At 64.9% G+C, this 20,901-nt stretch carries 20 protein-coding genes; 18 read left to right on the forward strand and 2 right to left on the reverse strand.

Translation table 11 applies throughout. The features are described 5' to 3' along the window. Positions 1 to 2: 2 nt before the first annotated feature. The 13 genes from FRAAU_RS07725 (at position 3) to FRAAU_RS07785 (ending at position 13,125) form a co-directional block, all read left to right on the forward strand. On the forward strand, positions 3 to 611 hold the full coding sequence (locus FRAAU_RS07725) for an LPS-assembly lipoprotein LptE (protein WP_014402984.1): 609 nt from the start codon (positions 3 to 5) through the stop codon (positions 609 to 611). Between the two features lie 5 nt (positions 612 to 616). After that, positions 617 to 1,627 carry a DNA polymerase III subunit delta gene (gene holA / locus FRAAU_RS07730; protein ID WP_014402985.1) on the forward strand — a complete coding sequence of 337 codons (1,011 nt, stop codon included), beginning with the start codon at positions 617 to 619 and terminating at the stop codon, positions 1,625 to 1,627. Further along, on the forward strand, positions 1,624 to 2,256 hold the full coding sequence (gene nadD / locus FRAAU_RS07735; protein ID WP_014402986.1) for a nicotinate-nucleotide adenylyltransferase: 633 nt from the start codon (positions 1,624 to 1,626) through the stop codon (positions 2,254 to 2,256). The genes holA and nadD overlap by 4 nt, the downstream gene beginning before the upstream one ends. 318 nt (positions 2,257 to 2,574) lie before the next feature. Continuing rightward, positions 2,575 to 4,161 carry a cytochrome ubiquinol oxidase subunit I gene (locus FRAAU_RS07740; protein ID WP_014402987.1) on the forward strand — a complete coding sequence of 529 codons (1,587 nt, stop codon included), beginning with the start codon at positions 2,575 to 2,577 and terminating at the stop codon, positions 4,159 to 4,161. Between the two features lie 15 nt (positions 4,162 to 4,176). Then, entirely contained in the window at positions 4,177 to 5,301 is a 1,125-nt protein-coding gene (gene cydB / locus FRAAU_RS07745) for a cytochrome d ubiquinol oxidase subunit II (RefSeq protein WP_245546454.1), read from the forward strand. Positions 5,302 to 5,313: 12 nt separating this feature from the next. Beyond that, positions 5,314 to 5,520, forward strand: a complete 207-nt coding sequence (locus FRAAU_RS07750) for a hypothetical protein (RefSeq protein ID WP_014402989.1) — start codon at positions 5,314 to 5,316, stop codon at positions 5,518 to 5,520. A 63-nt stretch (positions 5,521 to 5,583) separates the two neighbouring features. Beyond that, positions 5,584 to 7,317: a thiol reductant ABC exporter subunit CydD gene (gene cydD / locus FRAAU_RS07755; protein ID WP_014402990.1), complete on the forward strand. Its 1,734-nt coding sequence runs from the start codon at positions 5,584 to 5,586 to the stop codon at positions 7,315 to 7,317. After that, entirely contained in the window at positions 7,314 to 9,014 is a 1,701-nt protein-coding gene (cydC, locus tag FRAAU_RS07760; RefSeq protein WP_014402991.1) for a thiol reductant ABC exporter subunit CydC, read from the forward strand. Before cydD ends, cydC begins: the two co-directional genes overlap by 4 nt. A gap of 90 nt (positions 9,015 to 9,104) precedes the next feature. Continuing rightward, positions 9,105 to 9,518 carry a ribosome silencing factor gene (gene rsfS, locus FRAAU_RS07765; RefSeq protein ID WP_014402992.1) on the forward strand — a complete coding sequence of 138 codons (414 nt, stop codon included), beginning with the start codon at positions 9,105 to 9,107 and terminating at the stop codon, positions 9,516 to 9,518. 27 nt (positions 9,519 to 9,545) lie between these two features. Continuing rightward, positions 9,546 to 10,016, forward strand: a complete 471-nt coding sequence (gene rlmH, locus FRAAU_RS07770) for a 23S rRNA (pseudouridine(1915)-N(3))-methyltransferase RlmH (protein ID WP_014402993.1) — start codon at positions 9,546 to 9,548, stop codon at positions 10,014 to 10,016. 80 nt (positions 10,017 to 10,096) lie between these two features. Beyond that, positions 10,097 to 10,849, forward strand: a complete 753-nt coding sequence (locus FRAAU_RS07775) for an alpha/beta hydrolase (RefSeq protein WP_014402994.1) — start codon at positions 10,097 to 10,099, stop codon at positions 10,847 to 10,849. A 128-nt stretch (positions 10,850 to 10,977) separates the two neighbouring features. Further along, positions 10,978 to 12,492 (forward strand): succinyl-CoA:acetate CoA-transferase ScpC, encoded by a 1,515-nt coding sequence (scpC, locus tag FRAAU_RS07780; RefSeq protein WP_217176288.1) that lies wholly within the window; start codon positions 10,978 to 10,980, stop codon positions 12,490 to 12,492. A 72-nt stretch (positions 12,493 to 12,564) separates the two neighbouring features. Further along, positions 12,565 to 13,125 (forward strand): Maf family protein, encoded by a 561-nt coding sequence (locus FRAAU_RS07785; RefSeq protein WP_014402996.1) that lies wholly within the window; start codon positions 12,565 to 12,567, stop codon positions 13,123 to 13,125. Between the two features lie 18 nt (positions 13,126 to 13,143). Here the strand turns inward: FRAAU_RS07785 and FRAAU_RS07790 are convergent, their stop codons facing one another. Next, positions 13,144 to 13,920 (reverse strand): CPBP family intramembrane glutamic endopeptidase, encoded by a 777-nt coding sequence (locus FRAAU_RS07790; RefSeq protein WP_156803376.1) that lies wholly within the window; start codon positions 13,918 to 13,920, stop codon positions 13,144 to 13,146. A gap of 126 nt (positions 13,921 to 14,046) precedes the next feature. Between FRAAU_RS07790 and FRAAU_RS07795 the strand changes: the two genes are divergently transcribed. From FRAAU_RS07795 to FRAAU_RS07815, 5 genes are read left to right on the forward strand one after another with little or no spacing between them, the layout of a single operon-like run. After that, complete coding sequence (locus FRAAU_RS07795) at positions 14,047 to 15,639, forward strand: TerC family protein (protein WP_014402998.1); 1,593 nt, start codon at positions 14,047 to 14,049, stop codon at positions 15,637 to 15,639. A 42-nt stretch (positions 15,640 to 15,681) separates the two neighbouring features. Then, on the forward strand, positions 15,682 to 16,536 hold the full coding sequence (locus tag FRAAU_RS07800) for a glycosyltransferase family 2 protein (RefSeq protein WP_014402999.1): 855 nt from the start codon (positions 15,682 to 15,684) through the stop codon (positions 16,534 to 16,536). Then, positions 16,529 to 17,752, forward strand: coding sequence for a glycosyltransferase (locus FRAAU_RS07805; protein ID WP_014403000.1), 1,224 nt, complete (start codon positions 16,529 to 16,531; stop codon positions 17,750 to 17,752). The genes FRAAU_RS07800 and FRAAU_RS07805 overlap by 8 nt, the downstream gene beginning before the upstream one ends. Continuing rightward, complete coding sequence (locus tag FRAAU_RS07810; RefSeq protein WP_014403001.1) at positions 17,745 to 18,671, forward strand: glycosyltransferase; 927 nt, start codon at positions 17,745 to 17,747, stop codon at positions 18,669 to 18,671. Before FRAAU_RS07805 ends, FRAAU_RS07810 begins: the two co-directional genes overlap by 8 nt. Next, complete coding sequence (locus FRAAU_RS07815; protein WP_014403002.1) at positions 18,652 to 19,599, forward strand: glycosyltransferase family 2 protein; 948 nt, start codon at positions 18,652 to 18,654, stop codon at positions 19,597 to 19,599. Before FRAAU_RS07810 ends, FRAAU_RS07815 begins: the two co-directional genes overlap by 20 nt. A gap of 17 nt (positions 19,600 to 19,616) precedes the next feature. On the opposite strand, the gene FRAAU_RS07820 is transcribed toward FRAAU_RS07815, so the two are convergent. Further along, positions 19,617 to 20,870 carry a lipopolysaccharide biosynthesis protein gene (locus FRAAU_RS07820; protein WP_156803377.1) on the reverse strand — a complete coding sequence of 418 codons (1,254 nt, stop codon included), beginning with the start codon at positions 20,868 to 20,870 and terminating at the stop codon, positions 19,617 to 19,619. Between the last annotated feature and the right edge of the window lie 31 nt (positions 20,871 to 20,901).

Raw genomic sequence — 20,901 nt, forward strand, 5'->3', positions numbered from 1 at the left:
GCATGAAGCCAGGCAAGCGCACACGTGATCTCGGGCTGGCAGCGGCCGGCATGGCCATGCTTGGCCTGGCCGGCTGCGGTTTCCACCTGCGGCGTCCGGTGGCGTTGCCGCCGGCGATGAGTCATGTCCATCTCCAGGTCAATAGCGGCTCGCTGGCCTTCCGCCGCGAGCTGGAGCGCAGTCTGGAGCTGGCCGGGGTGACCCTGGAGGACCATGGTGGTCCCGGGGTGGCCGAGATGAATGTGCCGGTGGCGACCTACAGCAATGACATGATGACGTTGGGCGGTTATACCCAGATATCCGAATACGCGGTCCGTTTCCATGTGCAGTTCTATATCGACAGCGACCGCGGCGAATCCATCGTCGGCCGACAGCGCCTGGACATGCAGCGCGAGTACAGTTATCAGAGCAACCAGACCATCGGTACGTCGGGCCAGATCGAGCAGATCGAGCGGGGCATGGTCGACGACATGGTGCAGTCGATGATGCTGCGGATTCGGGCGGCCACCTTGCATCCGGAGGCAGCCCGTCGGGCTGACCCTGCGGCTGTTGCGCCGTTGGATGCGACGCCGGGTCTGCCGGGAAGCTCGCAGGATCCGATAGGCAACTGACCGCGATGCCGATGCAGGTCGCGCAATGGAACAAGGCGTTGGTGGCCGACCGGCTGGCGCCGGTCCAGCTGCTGGTCGGCGAGGAATTGCTGGTGCTGGAGGCGGCCGACGCATTGCGCCGGCGTGCCCGCGAACTGGGATATCTGGAGCGCGAGGTGCTGGAGGCCGGTCCCCAGTTCGACTGGAACAATCTGGCGCGTGCCGCCGCCGGGATGTCGCTGTTTGCCAGTCTGAGACTGCTGGATCTGCGCTTGCCCGGTGGCCGGGCGGGCAAGGAGGGCGGGGCGGCCATCCAGGCCTTCTGCGCCGATCCGCCACCGGATGTCAGTCTGCTGATCACCGCGACCGAGTGGAGCAGCAAGCACGAGGCGGCCTGGTGCAAGACCGTGGACCAGACCGGCATCCAGGTCGTGTTCCAGGCCCCGCGACCGAACGAATGGGGGCGCTGGATCACGGCCCGGCTGGCCGCACGGGGGCTGGCGGCAACGCCTGATGCGGCCGCGCTTCTGGCCGAACGGGTCGAGGGCAATCTTCTGGCGGCGGCCCAGGAAGTGGACAAGCTGGCCATCCTGCACCAGGGCGGCCGTATTGACCGACAGGAAATGGAGCGGCTGGTCGCTGACAGCGCCCGTTACGATGCCTTCAAGTTGACGGATGCAGCCTTTGCCGGTGATGCCGGTCGTGCCCTGAGGGTACTGGCCGGTCTGCACGCCGAAGGCGAAGAGCTGATCGGCCTGATGGGCTGGCTGGTCAATCAGCTGCAGCTGGCCTTGCGGCTGGCCAGTGCCGAGGACTTTGCCGCCCAGGCCCGGATCGAAAGGCTGTGGCCTGCGCGCGAGCAGTTGTTCCGGACGGCATTGCGCCGGGCGCCGCGGCAGCACTGGCTGGCTTGTCTGGCCAGGGCGGCGCGGATCGACCGGATGGCCAAGGGCCGGGAAGCGGGCGAGCCGTGGCGAGAAGCGGAGCGGCTGATCGCGGCAATGGCCTTGCCACGCGGAGCCATGAGCGGCCCATGAAGCCCTTGGCGATTTTCGGTGGCACCTTCGATCCGGTGCACATCGGCCATCTGACCGTGGCCTGGGAGGCATCCGAGCTGCTGGATGCCGAGGTGCGGCTGATGCCCTCGCGCACGCCGCCGCATCGGGCGACACCCTGCGCCAGCGCCGAGCAACGGCTTGCCGGGCTGCGCGCGGCACTGGCCGGTCAGTCGCGACTGACGATCGATGACAGGGAAATGCGGCGGGAAGGTCCGTCCTATACGGTCGACACCTTGCGTGAATTGCGTGCCGAGCAAGGTGATCGCCCCTTGGTCCTGCTTCTGGGCGAAGACGCTTTTGCCGGCCTTCCGGCCTGGCATGAATGGCGCGAACTGTTCCGTCTGACCCATATCGGGGTGCTCAGCCGGCCCGGCTTGTCCGTGGTCCGCAGCGAGATCTTGTGGCGCGAAATCACCGAACGGCGTGTCGCCAATCCGGTGGTGCTCAGTCATTGCCCGGCCGGGGCCATCGTCGAGCTGCGGGTCACGGCGCTGGAGGTTTCCGCGACACGGATACGCGAACTGCTTGCCAGCGGGCGTGATCCGCGTTATCTCTTGCCGGCCGGGCTGTTTGCGGATCCTGCACTGCTTCAGCCCTATCGTCGCTGAGCGCAGACCGCTTCATGTCGCGTGGCAATACAGGTCGGAGCCGCCGGCTGTTGGGGCATGACAGGCTTTTGTCCAGTACCGAAAGGTTTGAAGGTGTCGCAAGTTATTCCTGAATTCATTTCAAGTCATTGAATTCAGTGATTATGAAGCTGTAAATGATCAAGATAGTGTGACACTCTGCCGCTTAAAAATCGTTCAGTATGGCGCGCATTGCAGGAGTTCATCGCCAGGTGAGAGGCGTAACATACGCATCAAGCAGTGCGGCCGCGCTGAGTCGCCCCTGGGCCGGGGTTTTCCGAGTTGTTAGGAATCTAACCTATGATTGATCCGACCGTAGTCGAGCTATCGCGGATACAGTTCGCCGCGACGGCTTTGTACCATTATCTTTTCGTGCCACTCACGCTGGGAATGACCTTCTTCCTGGCGGCTGTGGAAACCGTCTATGTCATCACCGGCAAACCGATCTACAAGCAGATGGCCCAGTTCTGGGGCAAGCTGTTCCTGATCAACTTCGCCTTGGGTGTGGCCACCGGCCTCACCATGGAATTCGAGTTCGGTACCAACTGGTCGTTCTATTCCAGTTTTGTCGGCGATCTGTTCGGCGCACCGCTGGCGATCGAGGGACTGATGGCCTTCTTCATGGAATCGACCTTCGTCGGCATCATGGTTTTCGGCTGGGACCGACTGAAGCGCGGCCAGCATCTGGCTGTGACCTTTCTGGTGGCGCTGGGTTCCAACCTGTCGGCACTGTGGATTCTGGTCGCCAACGGCTTCATGCAGGACCCGCCGAAGGACGGCATCGCCTTCAGCTACCACACCATGCGTCTGGAAATGCAGAGCCTGCCGTCGATCATCTTCAATCCCGACGCCCAGGCCAAGTTCGTGCATACCAGCGTGGCCGGTTACGTGACCGCCTCCATGTTCGTGTGCGGCATCAGCGCCTACTACCTGTATCGTCACCGTCATACCGAACTGGCCAAGCGCTCCTTCCGCATGGCGGCGATCTTCGGTGTGCTGGCCACGGCCGGTGCGATCACCCTGGGTGATGCGCTGGGCTTTATCGGTGGCGAAGCGCAGCCGACCAAGCTGGCCGCGATGGAAGCGTTGTGGAAGCCTGAAAAGGCGCCGATGGCCTTCAACGCCATTGCCTTCCCTTCGCAGAAGGACGAGACCAACTACGGTGCGATCCAGGTCCCGTATGTGCTGTCGATCCTGCTGACCCATTCGCTGGACGGCACCGTGCCGGCCATCTCCGAGCTGGAGGCCCGCAATGCCGATCGCGTCCGCAACGGCATTCCCGCCGTGCAGTCGCTGATGGTGCTCTCGAAGAATCCGGATGATCCGGCCGCACAGGCCCAGTTCGAAGCCCACAAGCAGGATCTGGGCTACGGCTTCCTGGTGCAGCGCTATGCCCAGGATCTGGGCAATGTGACGGATGATCAGGTTACCGCTGCAGCCAAGGATTCGATCCCTGAAGTGGCGCCGATCTTCTGGTCCTTCCGCGTGATGGTCGGCTTCGGCATGTTGATGCTGGCCTTTTTCATGTTGTGCGTGATCTTCTCGATCCGCAATGATCTGGAAAAGCAGCGTTGGCTGCTGCGGCTGGCCCCGTTTGCCATCCCGCTGCCGTTCATCGCCAACGAGGCCGGCTGGATCGTGGCCGAAATGGGTCGTCAGCCCTGGACCGTCTACGGCCTGCTGCCGACCTATATGTCCGCTTCCAGTCACAGCGTCGGCTACATGGTCTTCTCGCTGATCGGTTTCGTGTCGATCTACACCATCTTCGCCATCATCGAGATGACCCTGATGGTCAAGTCGATCAAGCAGGGTCCGGACGAGCATCACGGTCACGGCCAGTCGCTGCCCGGTTTCGGCGGTGTGTCCGGCAAGCAGGTAGAGGGTTAATCAATGAATGCTTTGATGGTACTTCAGAGTATCTGGTGGCTGCTGCTGGGCGTGCTGTTCATCGGCCTCGGCACCATGGTGGGCATGGACATGGGCGTGGGCACCATACTGCGCTATGTCGGTCGCAAGGATATCGATCGCCGCGTGGCGCTCAATATCATCGGCCCGCACTGGGACGGCAACCAGGTGTGGTTCATCCTGGGCGGTGGCGCGATCTTCGCTGCCTTCCCGACGATCTACGGCACGGCCTTCTCGGGCTTCTACGTGGTGATGCTGCTGCTGCTGTGGAGCATGATCGTCCGTCCGCTGGCCTTCGAGTATCGCAACAAGGTGCCGACCGAGCGCTGGCGCAACGTATGGGACTGGATGCTGTTCGTGTCCGGCTTCCTGCCCATGCTGGTGTTCGGTGCCGCCATCGGCAACGTGCTGGAAGGCGTGCCGTTCCACTTCGACTGGAACATGACCTCCCATTACACCGGCAGCTTCCTGGCCTTGTTCAACCCGTTCGCGATCCTGTGCGGACTGCTGTCGGTGGCCCTGGCCTGCTACATGGGTTCGGCCACCATCATCAACGGCGCCCATCAGGGTGAGCTGGCCGATCGCGCCCGCAGTGTCAATACGGTTGCCGGCATTCTCGCCATCGTGCTGTTCGCCATCGGCGGTTTCTGGGTCGGTCATCTGCAGGGTTATGTCTGGACGGGTGGTGCCGCCGCCGGCGTGCCGCAGACCCCGCTGCAGCAGCAAGTTGTGCAGCAGGCAGGTGCTCTGCTGACCAACTTCCACGCCCATCCGGTGCTGTGGGTGCTGCCGGCGCTGGCCTTTGCCGGTCTGGTACTCGGTGTCCTGGCGGCACGTGCCGGCAAGGGCTATCTGGCCTGGTGGCTGGGGCCGGTCATCTGGACGGGCGTGATCGGTACCGTCGGTGCCGCTTCCTTCCCCTTCATGATGCCTTCCAGCAGTGATCCGTCGCAGAGCCTGACTCTGTGGAATTCTTCTTCCAGCCAGTTGACGCTGGCCTGGATGGTGGGCTTTGCCGTGGTATTCGTGCCGTTGATTCTGGCTTACACCAGCTGGTGCTTCTATGTGATGCGCGGCAAGGTGTCCGCGGATGCCATCGCCGCCGATGAACACGCGTACTGAGGAGGCGCTATCATGAAAACAGCAATCAAGTTCGTCGTTTTGATGGGTATCGCCTTGCTGGCCATCGTTCTGGCGGTGATCCTCGGCGAGACTGGCGCCTGGTATTTTGCCTGGCTGCTGGGCACGGTGGTGATCGTGCTGGTCTCGGCGGCGGGCGGCGTGATGCTCGATGCGCAGATCGCCAGCGTGGGGCGCAGCGAGAAGTCCGACGCCCACTGAGTGGTGATATAAAAAACGGCGGGCCTCAGGGTCCGCCGTTTCTTTGTGCAAGGAATCGTGAAAATGCAAGCCATTGCCGGGGCCGCGGCCTGGTTGAAAGACCAGCGCCGGACGGTCAAGTCCCATCTGCAGCGCGCCTTGCTGGTCGGCGCGCTGGGTACGGCCTTGTTGGCCGTCCAGTCCTGGCTGTTGGCCTGGGGTCTGAATCAGGTCATTTTTCTGCATGCCCCGGCCCGTCGTCTGTGGCCGGCCCTGCTGGGCATAAGCGCCCTGGCGCTGGCGCGCTGGGGTCTGGGCTGGCTGGGACGTCGCTGCAGTCAGGCGGCCGGTGCTGCCGTGGTACTGCGCATGCGCCAGCAGCTGCTGGCCAAGATCCAGCGACTGGGGCCAGCCTGGATCGCGCATCGTGACAGCGGCGAGCTGGTTACCCGTGTCGTCGATGGCGTGGAAACCCTGGGGCCATATTTCGGACGCTATCTGCCCCAGGTCTCGGCAGCAGGACTCTATCCGCTGGTGATTCTGGTTGCAGTGTTTCCCGCCGACTGGGTCGCCGGACTGACCTTGCTGGTTACGGCGCCGCTGATTCCGGTCTTTATGGTGCTGCTGGGCCGGCTGGCCGAGCAGGCCAGTCAACGACGCTGGCAGATGCTGACACGGCTCGGCTCGCAATTCATGGACGTGCTGCAGGGGCTGGGCACGCTGCGCCTGTTCGGGGCGGCACAGGCGGCTCGCCAGCGGCTGGCCGGGGCGGGCGAGGGCTACCGGCGCGAAACCATGGGGGTGCTGCGGGTCGCCTTTCTGTCCTCGCTGGTGCTGGAGTTCTTTGCTACCGTCAGCATCGCCGTGGTTGCGGTGCTGGTCGGGTTTCGCTTGTTCTTCGGTCACGAAGTGTTTTTGTTCGGCATGTTCGTGCTGCTGCTGGCGCCCGAATATTTTCTGCCGTTGCGCGCAATGGGTGCATTGCGACATGCCAAGATGGACGCCGTCGCTTTTGCCGAGGATGCGGTCAAGCTGCTGGCCGAGGACGAGCCCGAGCCGGCGCGTGGCAAGGCCAGGCCTGGCGGCGAGGCGATCACCGTCACCTTGCGCGGGGTGACGTTCGAGCATGATGGTGGCCGTGGTGGCCTGCGCGATCTGGATCTGACGATTGCCGGCGGCTGCACCCTGGCCTTGGTCGGCCCCAGTGGTGCCGGCAAGAGCACGCTGTTGAGTCTGTTGCTGGCGCAGAGCCGGCCCAGTGCCGGCAGCCTCCTGATCAATGGCGTGCCCTTGGCTGAGGTGGATCTGACCTGGTGGCGCCAGCAACTGAGCTGGGTGCCGCAAAAGCCGCGGCTGTTTATCGGCAGCGTGGCGGACAATCTGCGCATCGCGCGGCCCGACGCCACTCAGTCCGAGCTGGAGGCTGCGGCGAGCAAGGCCTGTCTGCTGCCGGTGATCGAGGCCTTGCCGCAAGGCTGGGATACCCCTCTGGGCGAGCAGGGCTACGGGCTTTCGGGCGGCGAAGCCCAGCGTCTGGCGCTGGCCCGTGCCTTTCTGCGAAATACGCCGGTACTGATTCTGGACGAGCCTTGCCAGGCACTGGATGGTGATACTGCGGCCCGGGTCGAGCAGGCCTTGCAGGCTTACGGTCGCGGCCGGACGGTGATCCAGGCCGTGCACCGGCTGGAGCAGGCACGGCAGTCGGATGCCATTGCCGTGCTCGAGCATGGCCGGCTTGCCGCCTTCGGCCGACATGACGTCCTGCTCGCCGAAGGCGGGCTCTATGCACAACTGTGGCAGCAGGGAGTTCTGGCATGAAGGCGCGGCACGAGACGAGTTCCTGGTCACTGTTCTGGCGGGTGATCGGGCTGCTGTGGCCGTACAAGCGCTGGATAGCACTGGGTCTGTTCTGCTCGCTGGCGGCCTCGCTGTCAGGTATTGCTCTGCTGGCGGTGTCCGGCTGGTTTCTGTCCAGCATGGCCTTGGCCGGTGTCGCCGGCGCGACCATGAATTATTTCACGCCCTCGGCGATCATTCGCGGCCTCGCCCTGGTCCGTATCAGTGGCCGTTATGCGGAACGCTTGATCAATCATGATGTGACGCTGCGGGCCTTGGCCGGGCTGAGGCTGTGGCTGTACGACCGATTGTGGCCGTTGAGTCCCGGGCAGACCGCGATGCTGGGCCACAGCCAGCTGTTTTCCCGCATGCGGGCGGATATCGACCGGCTGGAGCATGTCTATTTGGCGGTATTCATGCCGGCGGTGATGGCCTTGATCGGCTTTCCGCTGATCCTGTGGGTGACAGCCGGCTATCTCGGGGCTGCCGCGATGGCGACCGGACTGATGGCCTTGCTGGCCGGCGTGGTCCTGCCGCTGTGGGCGCAGCGCCGCAGTCGCGCGACCGGCGAGGCGCTGGTCAGTGCCGAGGCCGGCCTGCGGCAGCAGGTGGGCGATATCATCCTTGGCGCGGCCGAGCTGGAATTGTATGGCCAGTCAGCCGCTGCTGCCGCACGGGTAGAGGCCTTGAGCCGGCAGCAGGAGGATCGCAAGGCCCGGCTGGATTCGGTACAGTCCGCCGGCAGCGGGCTGGTGCCCTGGGCGGCGGCCACGGCCACGGCCTGGACGCTGTGGCTGGGTGCCGGTGCCTTGGGCGTCGGACATCTGGCCGGCCCGGACGTGGCCATGCTGTGTCTGCTGGCGATGGGGGGCTTCGAGTTGATCGGTCCGCTGCCGGAGGCCATGAGTCAATTGGTGGCCAGCCTGGCGGCGGCGCGCCGGGTGTTTGAGCTTGCCGACCAGAGTCCCCGCATTCCGGCCGCGTCGGGTGCGGCGCCGGGCGTACCTGCCCGGCCCTCGATCCGTTTCGAGCATGTGGCCATGCGATACGGTGATCATAGCCCTCCGGTTCTCACGGATTTCGATCTCGAGCTGCCGGCGGGGAGGCGCGTGGCCTTGCTGGGTCCGTCCGGTGCCGGCAAGAGCAGTGTGCTGCAGGTCCTTCTGCGTTTCGAGCCGATCCAGCAAGGGCGCATCGTGATTGACGGCCTCGATCTTGCCGCCCTCGACCCCGAGGCCTGGCGTTCGCGTGTTTCAGTGGTGGAGCAGCGCACTCATATTTTCAATGCCAGCCTGCGTGACAACTTGCTGATCGCCCGTCCGGGGGCCAGCGAGGCGCAATTGCAGGCGGCGCTGGACGGCGCCCAGCTGCAGGGTTTCGTCGCCGGCCTGCCGGAAGGGCTGGAAACCTGGCTGGGCGAGGGCGGTGCCCTGATTTCCGGCGGCGAAGGCCGGCGAGTGGCGATTGCCCGGGCCTTGCTGGCAGATCGCCCGGTCCTGTTGCTGGACGAGCCGACCGAAGGTCTCGATCCGGCCACGGCTCAATCCTTGCTGGGGGCGCTGGAGACCTTGACCCGTGGACGCACCGTACTGCTGATCAGTCATCAGCTGGCCGGTCTGCAGCAACTGGTCGAGGCGCGCTACCGATTGGAGCGGGGCCGCTGCGTCGCCCTCAGCTGACGGCTGCCGCGGCCAGGTCTCGGGTATTTGGCGCCGAGCGGTTATACTGTACTGACGCGCAAGCGCCCATCCCCTACGAGGTTTACCGATTTGAGTACTGCACAAGCTGGTCATCCGGCTGTTGTCGCTTCCCTTTCCCAGGCGGTGCAGACCGCGCTGGATGATCTCAAGGCCAAGGACATCCGCGAAATCGATGTTCGCGGCAAGACCTCGGTGGCCGACATCCTGTATGTGGTGTCCGGCACCTCGGCCCGTCATGTGAAGTCGATCGCCGACGAAGTCATCAAGGCTGCCAAGGCGGCAGGCACCATGCCTCTGGGTGTCGAAGGCGAGCAGGAAGGCGAGTGGGTGCTGGTCGACCTGGGTGACGTCATCGTGCACATCATGCTGCCCCGCATCCGCGAGTTCTACGGTCTGGAGCGACTGTGGACCGTCGGCGACAGCGGTCCGGTTGAAATCGTCCGCGACGACGCCGACCTCGCTGCGGCCGCCGTCCGGGCCTGATCCGGTGCTCAGGGCAGGAGCCGGCGCTTGAAGGCCCGGCTGATCGCCATCGGCGAGCGCATGCCGGCCTGGGTGGCCGAAGGTTACGAGGACTACCGCAAGCGGCTGGGGCGTGAACTGGCCTTGGAGCTGGTGGAGCTGAAGCCTGGCATGCGCGGCAAGGGACGTGATGATGCCCGGGCCAGGCAGGATGAAGGCACGACGGTACTGGCCGCCTTGGGGCGCGATACGCATGTGATCGCCCTGGATGGCACGGGCAAGACCTGGTCCAGCGAGCAGCTTGCCGGGGAACTGGCGGGCTGGCGCATGCTGGGCCGTGATCTGGCCTTTCTGATCGGCGGACCGGACGGGCATGCGCCCGAGGTGCTGGCCCGTGCCAATCAACGCTGGTCACTGGGGCCGTTGACCTTGCCGCATATGCTGGTGCGGCTGGTGCTGGTCGAGCAGTTGTATCGTGCCGGCACCATCATGACCGGCCATCCCTATCATCGCGCCTGAGCGAGGCGATCCGGCGCGCGCCAGGCGTTATCATCGGGGTCCGGCCGCGCGAGCCGCGCGGCAATTGACCGGAGATGCTGATGCGCCCTGTTTTCCGAGATTTCCTGAGAGTCGGCATGATGGCCGCCACCCTGGCGTTGAGCGGCCTGCTGACCGCCCCGGCCGTCGCCGCCGGTCCGGCCGTGGTCGGAGCTCCGTTGGTATCGGTGGTGCGCACCCCGTCGGGCGGCTCCACGGGCAAGCCGCTCTATGTGGCTTTGCACGGCCTCGGCAGCGATGAAAACGACCTGCTGGAACTGGCGCCACTGCTGCCGAAAGATGTGGTGTTCGCCTCGTTGCGCGCACCCTATACCTTGGCACCGGGTCATTACGCCTGGTTTGCCTCGCGCCACGTCGGTGACCGTCTGGACGGCGATCCGGCGCAGATCCAGGCCAGCGAAAAGGCCATTCTGCGCAGCGTCGATGCGCTGATCGCGAAGTACCATGTCGACCCGCACCGGGTCGTGGTCTTCGGTTTCAGCCAAGGGGCCATCATGAGCTATGACCTGGCCCTGGCTGAACCGCTGAAGTTCGAGGGCATCGGCATTCTCAGCGGTGCCTTGTTCGATTCGGTAAAGGCCCGGCTGGGTGCCGCGCATGAAAAATTGCCTACCCACGTCTTTGTCGGCCATGGTCTGGCTGATCCGCGGATTCCCCCGACCTATGCCCGGGAGGCGGCTGACTGGTGGACGACCCACGGGGCTGAGGTCCAGCTGCATCTGTATCCGGGCATGCAGCATGAGGTCGGGGAGCAGGAAATCAGGGATTTCAGCCAGTGGTTGCAGCAACAATGATGCTGCAATGCAGCATGATCTATCCAATATATACACCCTGAGCAATCGATAATATGTGATGTGCTGCGCCTGAGTCGCGGCGTAGCATGGCGTCGTTTTGAACTCAGCTGCTCTTGAATCCGGAGTCGATCGTGTCCGAGCGTATTCGCAACAGTATTCTGGCATCCAAACTGATGTCGGCCGAGCAGGCCGCCGAAATCATCCGCGACGGCATGGTCGTCGGCATGAGCGGTTTCACTGGCGCCGGCTACCCCAAGGTGGTGCCCGCCGCGCTGGCCGCTCGCATCGGCGAGGCGCATGGCCGCGGCGACCGCTTCAGTCTCAACGTGCTGACGGGTGCTTCCACCGCACCGGAACTGGATGGCGAGCTGGCCAGGGTCGACGGTATCGGCTTCCGTCTGCCGTTCAATACCGACCCGACCATGCGGGCCAAGATCAACAAGGGCGAAGCCGAATACATGGACGTCCATCTAGGCCATGTTGCGCAACAAGCATGGTCGGGCTTTTACGGCAAGATGGACGTCGCCGTCATCGAGGTGACCACCATTCTCGAGGATGGCCGACTGGTGCCTTCCACCTCGATCGGCAACAACAAGACCTGGCTGGACATCGCCGACAAGGTCATCATCGAGGTCAACAGCCAGCAGCCGCTGGGCCTGGATGGCATGCATGACATCTATTTCGGCACCGCACTGCCGCCGCATCGCAAGCCGATTCTGCTGACCGCACCGGGCGATCGCATCGGCGAGCCCTATCTGCGCGTGGATCCGGCCAAGGTCGTGGCCGTGGTCGAATCGAATGCGCCCGACCGGCTGGGACATTTCACGCCGCCGGATGCGATCTCGAAGAAGATTGCAGGTCATCTGGTGGAATTCTTCCGCCACGAGATCCGGCACGGCCGACTGCCGCCCGATCTGCTGCCGCTGCAGTCGGGTGTGGGCAATGTCGCCAATGCGGTACTGTCCGGTCTGCGCGAGGGGGGGTTCACGGGGCTGACCTCGTTTACCGAGGTGATTCAGGACGGCATGCTGGAGCTGCTGAGCGATGACACCATTACCATTGCCTCGGCCACGGCCTTGTCGCTGAGTCCTGAAGCGGTGCAGGAGTTCGTCGACCGGATCGATCATTACCGCAGCCGGGTGCTGTTGCGGCCGCAGGAAATCTCCAATCACGCCGAACTGATCCGTCGGCTGGGCTGTCTTGGCATCAACGGCATGGTGGAGGGTGATCTGTACGGCAACATCAATTCCACGCATGTGGCCGGCACCAGCATCATCAACGGCATCGGCGGTTCGGGTGACTTTGCCCGCAACGGCTCGCTGTCCTGCTTCGTGACGCCGAGCGTCGCCAAGGGCGGGGCGATTTCCTGCATCGTGCCGATGGTCAGTCATGTCGACCATACCGAGCATGATGTGGCGATTCTGGTCACCGAGCAGGGGCTGGCCGATCTGCGCGGGCTTTCGCCCAAGCAGCGCGCCAGGACCATCATCGAGCATTGCGCCCATCCGGACTATCGCCCGATGCTGCAGGATTATTTCCAGCGGGCGCTGCAGGACAGCCGCGGCAAGCATACGCCGCATCTGCTGGGCGAGGCCTTGTCCTGGCATCAGCGCTTTCTCGAAACCGGTTCGATGCGGGCCTGAGTTCCGCCCCGACTGGTCCGGCGGTGACTTTTCCTGCAAAGTCACCGCCCAGTCCACTGCCAAGATCCTTGCATGCTCTATCTCGCTTCCCGTTCACCACGTCGGTCGCAGCTGCTGCAGCAGCTGGGCTTGGATTTCCAGGTGCTGGATATCGACGTGCCCGAGGTACGCGACCCCGCCGAGACGGCTGTCGCCTATGTAGCCCGCGTGGCCGCCGACAAGGCCCGGGCCGGACGTGAGCAGCGCGGGAGCGATGACGACTGGATCCTGGCGGCGGACACCGAAGTGGTGCTGGATGACCAGGTCTTCGGCAAGCCGGCCGATGCGGAGGCCGCGGCCGCGATGCTGGCCCGACTTTCCGACCGCACCCACCAGGTGGTCTCCTGCCTGCACCTGCTCGGGCCGCAGGGCGCGCGTACGGCATGCTGCCAGTCGCTGGTGCGGTTCGCCGCGCTGACGTCGGCCGAGATACGGGCCTATGTGGCTACCGGCGAGCCTTATGGCAAGGCCGGTGGTTATGCCATCCAGGGCCGCGCCGCCGCTTTTGTCGAGCATCTCGACGGCAGTTACTCCGGAGTGATGGGCCTGCCGCTGTTTGAAACGGCGAGGTTGTTGCGCTCGATGACGGGCTGAAACGACAGTCGGATCAGCTCAGCCAGCGTGCGGGCTGCCGAGGATCGCAATGATCGCCACGGCATTGTTGCAGGCATGGGCCGCGACGCCCGGCCAGATCGAACCGCTGCGAATCCGCAGTTCGGCCAGCGCCCATGCAAACAAGGCCAGGGCCGGCAAGGCATACCACTGGTAATCGAATGAACCGAGATGGGCCAGCGCGAAAGCGGCCGAGGTCAGGCACACGGCCATGGCCCGCGGGAAGCGCTGGCGCAGGGCGGACAGCAGCACGCCCCGGAACAGGGTCTCCTCCACCACCGGCACCAGGGTCACGGTCAGCAGCACGATGGGGATCCGGGCCCAGCGGCCGGCATCGGTGATCAGGGCATCGATCTGTTCGGTAATGGTCTGGCCATGCGCCAGCCACTCGGTCAGCCAGCTGCCCAGCAGCGGAATCACGATCAGACCGACCAGCGCTCCTGCAAGCCACTGCCGGGGAGCGGCGGCTGCAAAGCCCAGCCCGTCGCTGCCTTCGCGTGCCCAGGCTTGCGGCCAGAGCTTGCGCGTCACGCCCAGCATGATCAGTCCGGCGATGCCCAGATCCAGACAGGTGGCCCACAACAGCAAGTCCGGTCCCCAGCCGTGAGCGGTCACCGCAGGATGCCGGCGCAGCCAGCCCAGCAAGGGGTAGAGCGGCAGACTCAGGGCCAGTTGCAGGCCGAAATAGGTCAGTACGCAGACAAGCGCCTGGGTCGGGCCAGGCCCACCCGGGGCCGGTTCGGACAGGTGGATGGCGGGCAAGGCAGGGTCTGGCACGATAAGCGGGTTCCAAAAGCGGTTTGGCGGCAGGCGCAGATGCAGGCAGCTGGTGTCATGCACCGCGACGGCTGGGTATAGTGGGGCTTGTCACTGGATGGAGGTCACCGCGCGCAAGCGCAGCTCATGTTTACATTTGATTGGTTATCGAACCCTACGGCCTGGGCCGGATTGCTGACCTTGATCGTGCTGGAGATCGTTCTCGGCATCGACAATCTGGTCTTCGTCGCCATCCTGACCGATAAGTTGCGGGTGGGTCAACGCGACAAGGCACGGGTTCTGGGCTTGTCCCTGGCGCTGGGGATGCGTCTGCTGCTGCTGTCGGCGATGTCCTGGCTGGTCCGGCTGACGACGCCGGTGATCAGCTGGCACGGGCTGTCCTTGTCCTGGCGCGATATCGCCCTGGTGCTGGGCGGCATCTTCCTGTTGTTCAAATCGACCCTGGAACTGCACGAGCGGATCGAGGCCGATGACAGTCATGAGGGCAAGGCTGCTCCCGAGGCCAGGTTCTGGCTGGTGGTGGCGCAGGTGGTGGCGCTGGACGCGGTGTTCTCGCTGGACTCGGTGATCACCGCGGTCGGCATGTCCGAGCACTTGTCGATGATGATGCTGGCCGTGGTGCTGGCGATGATACTGATGATTTTCGCCAGCAAGCCGCTGGCCAACTTCGTCAACAGTCGCCCCACGGTGGTGATCCTGTGCCTTTCCTTCCTGCTGATGATCGGACTCAGCCTCGTTGCGGAAGGTTTCGGTTACACCATTCCCAAGGGTTACCTGTACAGCGCGATCGGTTTTTCCATCCTGATCGAGGCATTCAATCAAGCCATGCGCCGCAACCGGCGGCGCAGCCTGCTGGCTGGCGCCCGCAGTCTGCGGGATCGTACCTCTCTGGCCGTATTGCGACTGCTTGGCGTCGGCCATGTCCGCGAAGCCGGTGGCAGCGAGATCGAGGACCTGACCGCCGCCGCACCGGTATTTGGCAAGGATGAGCTGGGCATGGTCCGTGAGGTGCTGGATCTGGCCCAGCGCCCGGTGCGCTCCATCATGACGCCGCGTACCGGCATCAGCTGGCTCGATCCCTCGGACCCGTTGAGTGTGCAACTGGACGAAGTCAGGGCCTCTCCGCATCAATGGCTGCCGGTGGCGGAGGGCGACCTGGATCGGCTGCAAGGCATTGCCTCGGTCCGGGATCTGCTGGGCCAGTTGTTGGGCCCGGCGCCCGCAGCACTGGCACCGGTGCTGCGCACGCCGCTCAGCGTGCCGGCCTCGATGAGCGTGCTGCGGCTGATCGAGGTCTTTCGCAAGGCCCGTCTGCAGGTGGCTCTGGTCGTGGATGAATACGGCAGCGTGCTGGGACTGGTCACGCCATCGGATGTGCTGGCCTGTATCGCCGGCGGTTTTGCCGATCCTGATCCGGCGGAAGGCGGCTCGTCGCAAGGCGAGCCGGATGGCAGCTGGCAGGTTGACGCGAGTCTGGACCTGCGCCGGTTTGAACAGCTCAGCGGGCATGCTCTGAGCCAGGATGGTGCCGCGGATTTTTCCAGTCTGGCCGGCTATGTGCTTCAGCATCTGGGCCGTCTGCCCAAAGTCGGCGACCATCTGACGGTCGGCGCGCTGGTATTCGAGGTGCTGACCATGCAGGGCGCGCGCATTCAGCGCTTGCGTATCACCCCGCTCAGCGCAGATGATTCGGCGCTTGCCGCGCAGGAATCCGGCTGAGCCGGTGTCCTGCAAAGCCCATTCCAGTCTTACGGAGCTGTCTTGAGTCGACTCAGTCTTATCCTTCCCGCCAAGAACGAAGCGGCGGCCCTGCGCGATCTGCTGCCACGGCTGCGTGCGGCCCAGCCCGAGGCGGAGGTGATCGTGGTGGATGACGGCTCCACCGACCAGACCGTGGAATTGTGCCGCGCGCACGGCGTGACCTGTCTGAGCTCGCCGTATTCGATGGGCAACGGGGCTGCGATCAAACGCGGGGCAAGGCATGCCCGCGGCGATATTCTGGTATTCATGGATGCCGATGGTCAGCATGACCCTGCCGATGTGGCCAGGCTGCTCGACGTTCTGGAGCAGGGCTATGACATGGCGGTGGGCGCTCGTGACTGGAGCAGCCAGGCCGGGGTCGGCCGCGGACTGGCCAACAGTTTCTACAACTGGCTGGCCTCGTGCATGACCGGCCATCGGGTGGACGATCTGACCTCGGGCTTCCGGGCAGTGCGGGCCGAGCGTTTCAGGGAGTTCCTGCATCTGCTGCCGAATGGTTTCTCCTATCCGACCACCAGCACGATGGCTTTTTTCCGCAGCGCCTACCCGGTGGCCTATGTGCCGATCAAGGCGGCGCAGCGGATCGGGCGCAGCCATATCCGGCCACTGCGCGACGGCATCCGCTTTCTGCTGATCATTTTCAAGATCGCGACCCTGTATTCGCCCTTGAAGCTGTTCGCACCGGCAGCCGTGGTATTTTTCGGATTGGGTTGCGTCAACTATCTGTGGACCTATCTGCATTCGGGGCGATTGACCAATGGCAGCACTCTGCTGTGGAGCGCTTCGGTGATCATCTTTCTGATCGGACTGGTTTCCGAGCAGATCACCGCCTTGACGTACCGCCGCGATGGCTGAATCGCGCCCGCGCCTGCTGGTGCTGGCCTCGACCTATCCGCGCTGGCGCGATGATCACGAGCCGGGCTTTGTGCACGCGCTATGCAGCCGGCTGGTCGATGATTTCGAGATCGTGGTCGGTACGCCTCATGCCGCCGGTGCTGCGCGCGAAGAGATCATGGATGGGGTGCATGTATTCCGGTATCGCTATGCCCCCGAGGTCTGGCAGACCCTGGTCCATGGCGGCGGCATTGTCGCCAATCTGCGGCGCCACGGTTGGAAGCTGGCTCTGGTGCCCGGTTTTCTGCTGGCCCAGTGCTGGCAGGCGGCGCGCTTGCGACGACGCTTCCAGCCAGCGCTGATCCATGCCCATTGGCTGTTTCCCCAGGGCCTGGCAGCGGCACTGGCGGCACCTGCGGCCTATGCGGTGACCTCGCATGGCGGTGATCTTTATGGGCTGCGGGGCGCGATCTTCCGGCTTGTGAAAGCCAGGGTCGCGCAAAAGGCCCGGGCCTTGGCCGTGGTCAGTCGCGCCATGCGCGCCCCCATGCAGGCCCTGGCCGGCCCGGCGGGCCGGATCGGGGTGTTGCCGATGGGCGTGGATCTGGCTGGCCGCTTCCATCCGGATCCGGCTCTCCCGCGTCGCGGCCTGTTGTTTGTCGGTCGGCTGGTCGAGAAAAAAGGGCTGGACGTGCTGCTGCGGGCCTTGCCTGCCGTTTTGCGGCAACGTCCCGGTCTGGACCTGACCGTTGTCGGAGAGGGGCCGATGCGCGGGCCGTGGCAGGCGCTGACAACGAGTCTGGGCCTGGCTGGCCGGGTCCATTTTCTGGGCGCCAGGCGCAGTGACGAGCTGCCGGAGTTTTATCGAGCGGCCGAGGTCTTTGTGGCGCCCTTTGTGCGGGCTGCCTCGGGTGATCAGGAGGGGCTGGGCCTGGTTCTGGTCGAAGCTCTGGGCTGCGGCTGTCCGGTGGTGGTTTCGGATTTGCCGGCCTGTGCCGATGTGCATCAGGGCATGGAGGGGGTACTGACGGTGCCGCCCGGTGATCCGGAGGCACTGGCTGCCAACCTGATTTTGGCCTTGCAGATCAGAGAGCGGCTGCAGACTGCCGTACTCGCGGCCCAGCCGCTGTTGCGCGCGCGTTTCGGCTGGGATGCCGTGGCTTCGCGTTATGCCGAGTGGCTGCGCAGGGCGATGGCTGTGCCGGCTGCTGTCACGGAGCCGGACCTGCATGACTGAAGCCGATAACGCCCGGGTGATCGCGGTGACGGTCACCTTCCATCCCGATCCGGTCCAGCTGGAGCGCCAGGTGTTGGCATTGAGCGGGGTGGCCCGGCACTGGCTGGTCGACAATGCCTCCACGGCTGCCGAACGGGAGGGCTTGCGACAGTTGGCCGAGCGCCACCCGCACCTGCAGTTGTTGTGGCTGGATCACAATATGGGGCTGGCCGAGGCCATCAATCGGGCGGTCGCCGCAATGGGGTCTCAAGCGGACGCGACTTGTTTGCTGCTGCTGGATCAGGATACCGATTGGTCCGTGACGGCTTTGCCGCTGTTGCTTGCCGCGCTGGACGAGGTCACTGCGGCCTCCGGCGTGCCTTGCATGGTCGGGCCGGCGCTGCGCGATCCGGGCAGCGGCATGAATCACGGCTTTCATGCCATCGACGGCCTGCGCTGGATCAGGCGCCAGCCCTCCATCGATCGCCGGGTCGCGGTGCCGGTCGCCAGCCTCAATGGCAGTGGCAGCTTGCTGCCGCTGAGTCTGTTCCGGCAGGTGGGTGGCCTCGAGTCCGGGCTGTTTATCGACCATGTCGATACCGAATTCTCGTTCCGGCTGAGCGCGGCCGGCGCCGGACTCTGGGGGGTGCCCTGGGTCCAGGTCGATCACGCCATGGGCGAGCGCGGTCGGCGGATCTGGCTGCTGGGCTGGCGATTGTTTCCCGATCGCAGTCCGGCCCGGCATGCCTATCTGTATCGAAACACGGTACGACTGCTGCGAAGGTCCTATGTGCCGGCGGTATGGAAATTCTGGGCCGTGCTGAAGCTGGCCCTGACCGCATTGCTGTGCCTGCTGTACGACCCACGTCGCCGCGCGCAATGGCGGGCGATGGGGCAGGGCATCCGCGAAGGTCTGGGCCATGACCCCGATGCCAAGTGACGCTACACGGGTCCATGCCGTGGTGGTGGCCTGGCGGCCTGATCGGGCCGACTTGCAGGCGTTGCTGCAGCGCCTGCAGAGTCAGGTCGAACATGTCTGGATCGTCGACAATACCTCGCCCGGCGAGGGCGAGGTCGAATCATGCCTGTCCCCGGACCGGCTGGGACAGCCGGGCCTGAGCCTGCTGTCCCAGCATTGCAACCTGGGTATCGCCACGGGTTTCAATATCGGCCTGCGCGCTGCGTTGGCCGCCGGCGCCAGCCATGTACTGCTCAGCGACCAGGACAGTCTGCCGGCCGAGGATATGGTGGTGCGACTGCTGGAGGCGGAGCGGAGCCTGCTGGCGCAGGGAAAGTCGCCGGCCGCGGTGGGGCCGGGTTTCAGCAATGCGGTGAATGGCCGACCGTTCCGCTTTCAGGTGTTCAGCGATGATGGTCGCCGCTGCCATGAAGTGGTCGCCGATGCGCGCATGCCTCTGTTCGAGGTGGGAGCGTTGATTTCATCGGGCTGTCTGATCCGCGCCAAGGTGCTGGCCGCCGTCGGGCTGATGCGCGATGAGCTGTTTATCGACTATGTGGATATCGAGTGGTGCCATCGGGCGCGCGCCAAGGGTTACACCTGTCATGTCTGTGCCGCGGCCGCCCTCGACCACAAGCTGGGCGAGCGGCCGTTGCGGGTCTGGGCCGGGCGCTGGCGGACCCTGACCGAGCATAGTCCGTTGCGGCTTTACTTCCAGGCCCGCAACGCGATCTGGCTGATCCGGCGGCCTTATATCGCAACATGGTATCGATGGAACCAGCCCAGGTTTCTGCTGGGACGGATCTACGTCTACGGCGGATTTTCCAGTCGGCGGCTGGCTTCGCTCCGGATGCTGTTTCGCGGGGTCCGGGATGGTCTGCGCGGGCGAATGGGCGGCCCGCCGGCCTGATCCAGCACGACAGCTGTTCAATGGGCTCGATGATCAACCCGCCGTCGCAGTTCCAGCAAGACCCAGGACCAGCCGATCGCGGCCATCAGGGACTCGTTCAACAGCAAGGCCCAGCCCAGACCGGGGGCTCCCAGTCGGTGGCCCAGCGGCAGCATCAGGACGGCCAGACCCAGCAGGCCGGCCAGATCGTAGATCAACCGGCGACCCGGCGGCCCGATGCTGACCAAGGTCTGGGCGGCCATCAGATGCAGGCTCATCGCGGGGATCACCCAGGCCATCATCGGCAGCAGGGTGTCCAGTCCGGCAAAGGCAGGGCCGAACACCTGGATCAGCCATGGCGCCACCAGACGCAGTGCGGCGGCCAGCAGGCTGCCCAGCAGCAGACAGCTCAGTGCCAGCCGCCAGGCCAGTTGGCGCAGCCCGGCCTGATCCGTGGCCGCGTGGCGGAACAGGCGGGGTTGGGCCGCCAGCAGCAGGCCGATCATCGGCATGGTGCCCGCAAACACGATGCGCGAGGCACTGGCATACAGGCCTGCCGCCATGGCTCCGGTGGCATGCAGGGCCAATACCTTGTCCAGCTCCATGGTATTGGCGCTGACCATGTTCAGCGCGGCATAGGCCGTCCCGTCTCGCAGCTCGGAACCGCGTGGCCGGCGTGGCCGCCAGTTCAGCCGAACGTGGCGACTGACCACCTGCAACGCCAGCGCCAGACCGATCAGGGCCGCCACGCACTGCAAGGCGACATAGCCCTGCAGGCGGTGGCCGGGAGGCAGGCCAAAACAGGCTGCCATCGCCAGTACCCGCAGCAGCAAGGGCATGATCTGCAGCAGCTGACCCAGGGGAACGCGCTCCAGAGCCTGCAGTGTCATGCTGAGTTGCACGATCAACGGACTGAGCACGATCTCGGTCAGGGCAAAGCCGGCCCAGCAGGCCGTAGGGATCAGTCCGGCGCCACTGATGGCCGGCGCCAGCCGCACGTAGATCACGGTCAGGCCCAGGCCCAGCAGCAGGTGCTGGGGCCAGGCATAGCGCCACACATCGGCCGGGGCCTGGGGCTCCAGCGCGATCCGGCGCATCAGCAAGGTGCCGGCACCCAGATTGGGCAGCACGCCAAGCACCACGGCCAGGGAGCTGGCGGAGGCGACATTGCCGTACAGGCCGGGCCCGAACAGACGCATGGCCAGCATCAGGCTGCAGGCCTGGGTCAACAATCGCAGGCCCAGCACCATCATGGTCTGCAGGCCGCTTCGGGCCAGGGACGGCCGCTTCAAGTCGGCACGCCCGGCGTGATTCGTGGTCGTT

The organism is Frateuria aurantia DSM 6220 (assembly GCF_000242255.2).
Taxonomy (GTDB): domain Bacteria; phylum Pseudomonadota; class Gammaproteobacteria; order Xanthomonadales; family Rhodanobacteraceae; genus Frateuria; species Frateuria aurantia.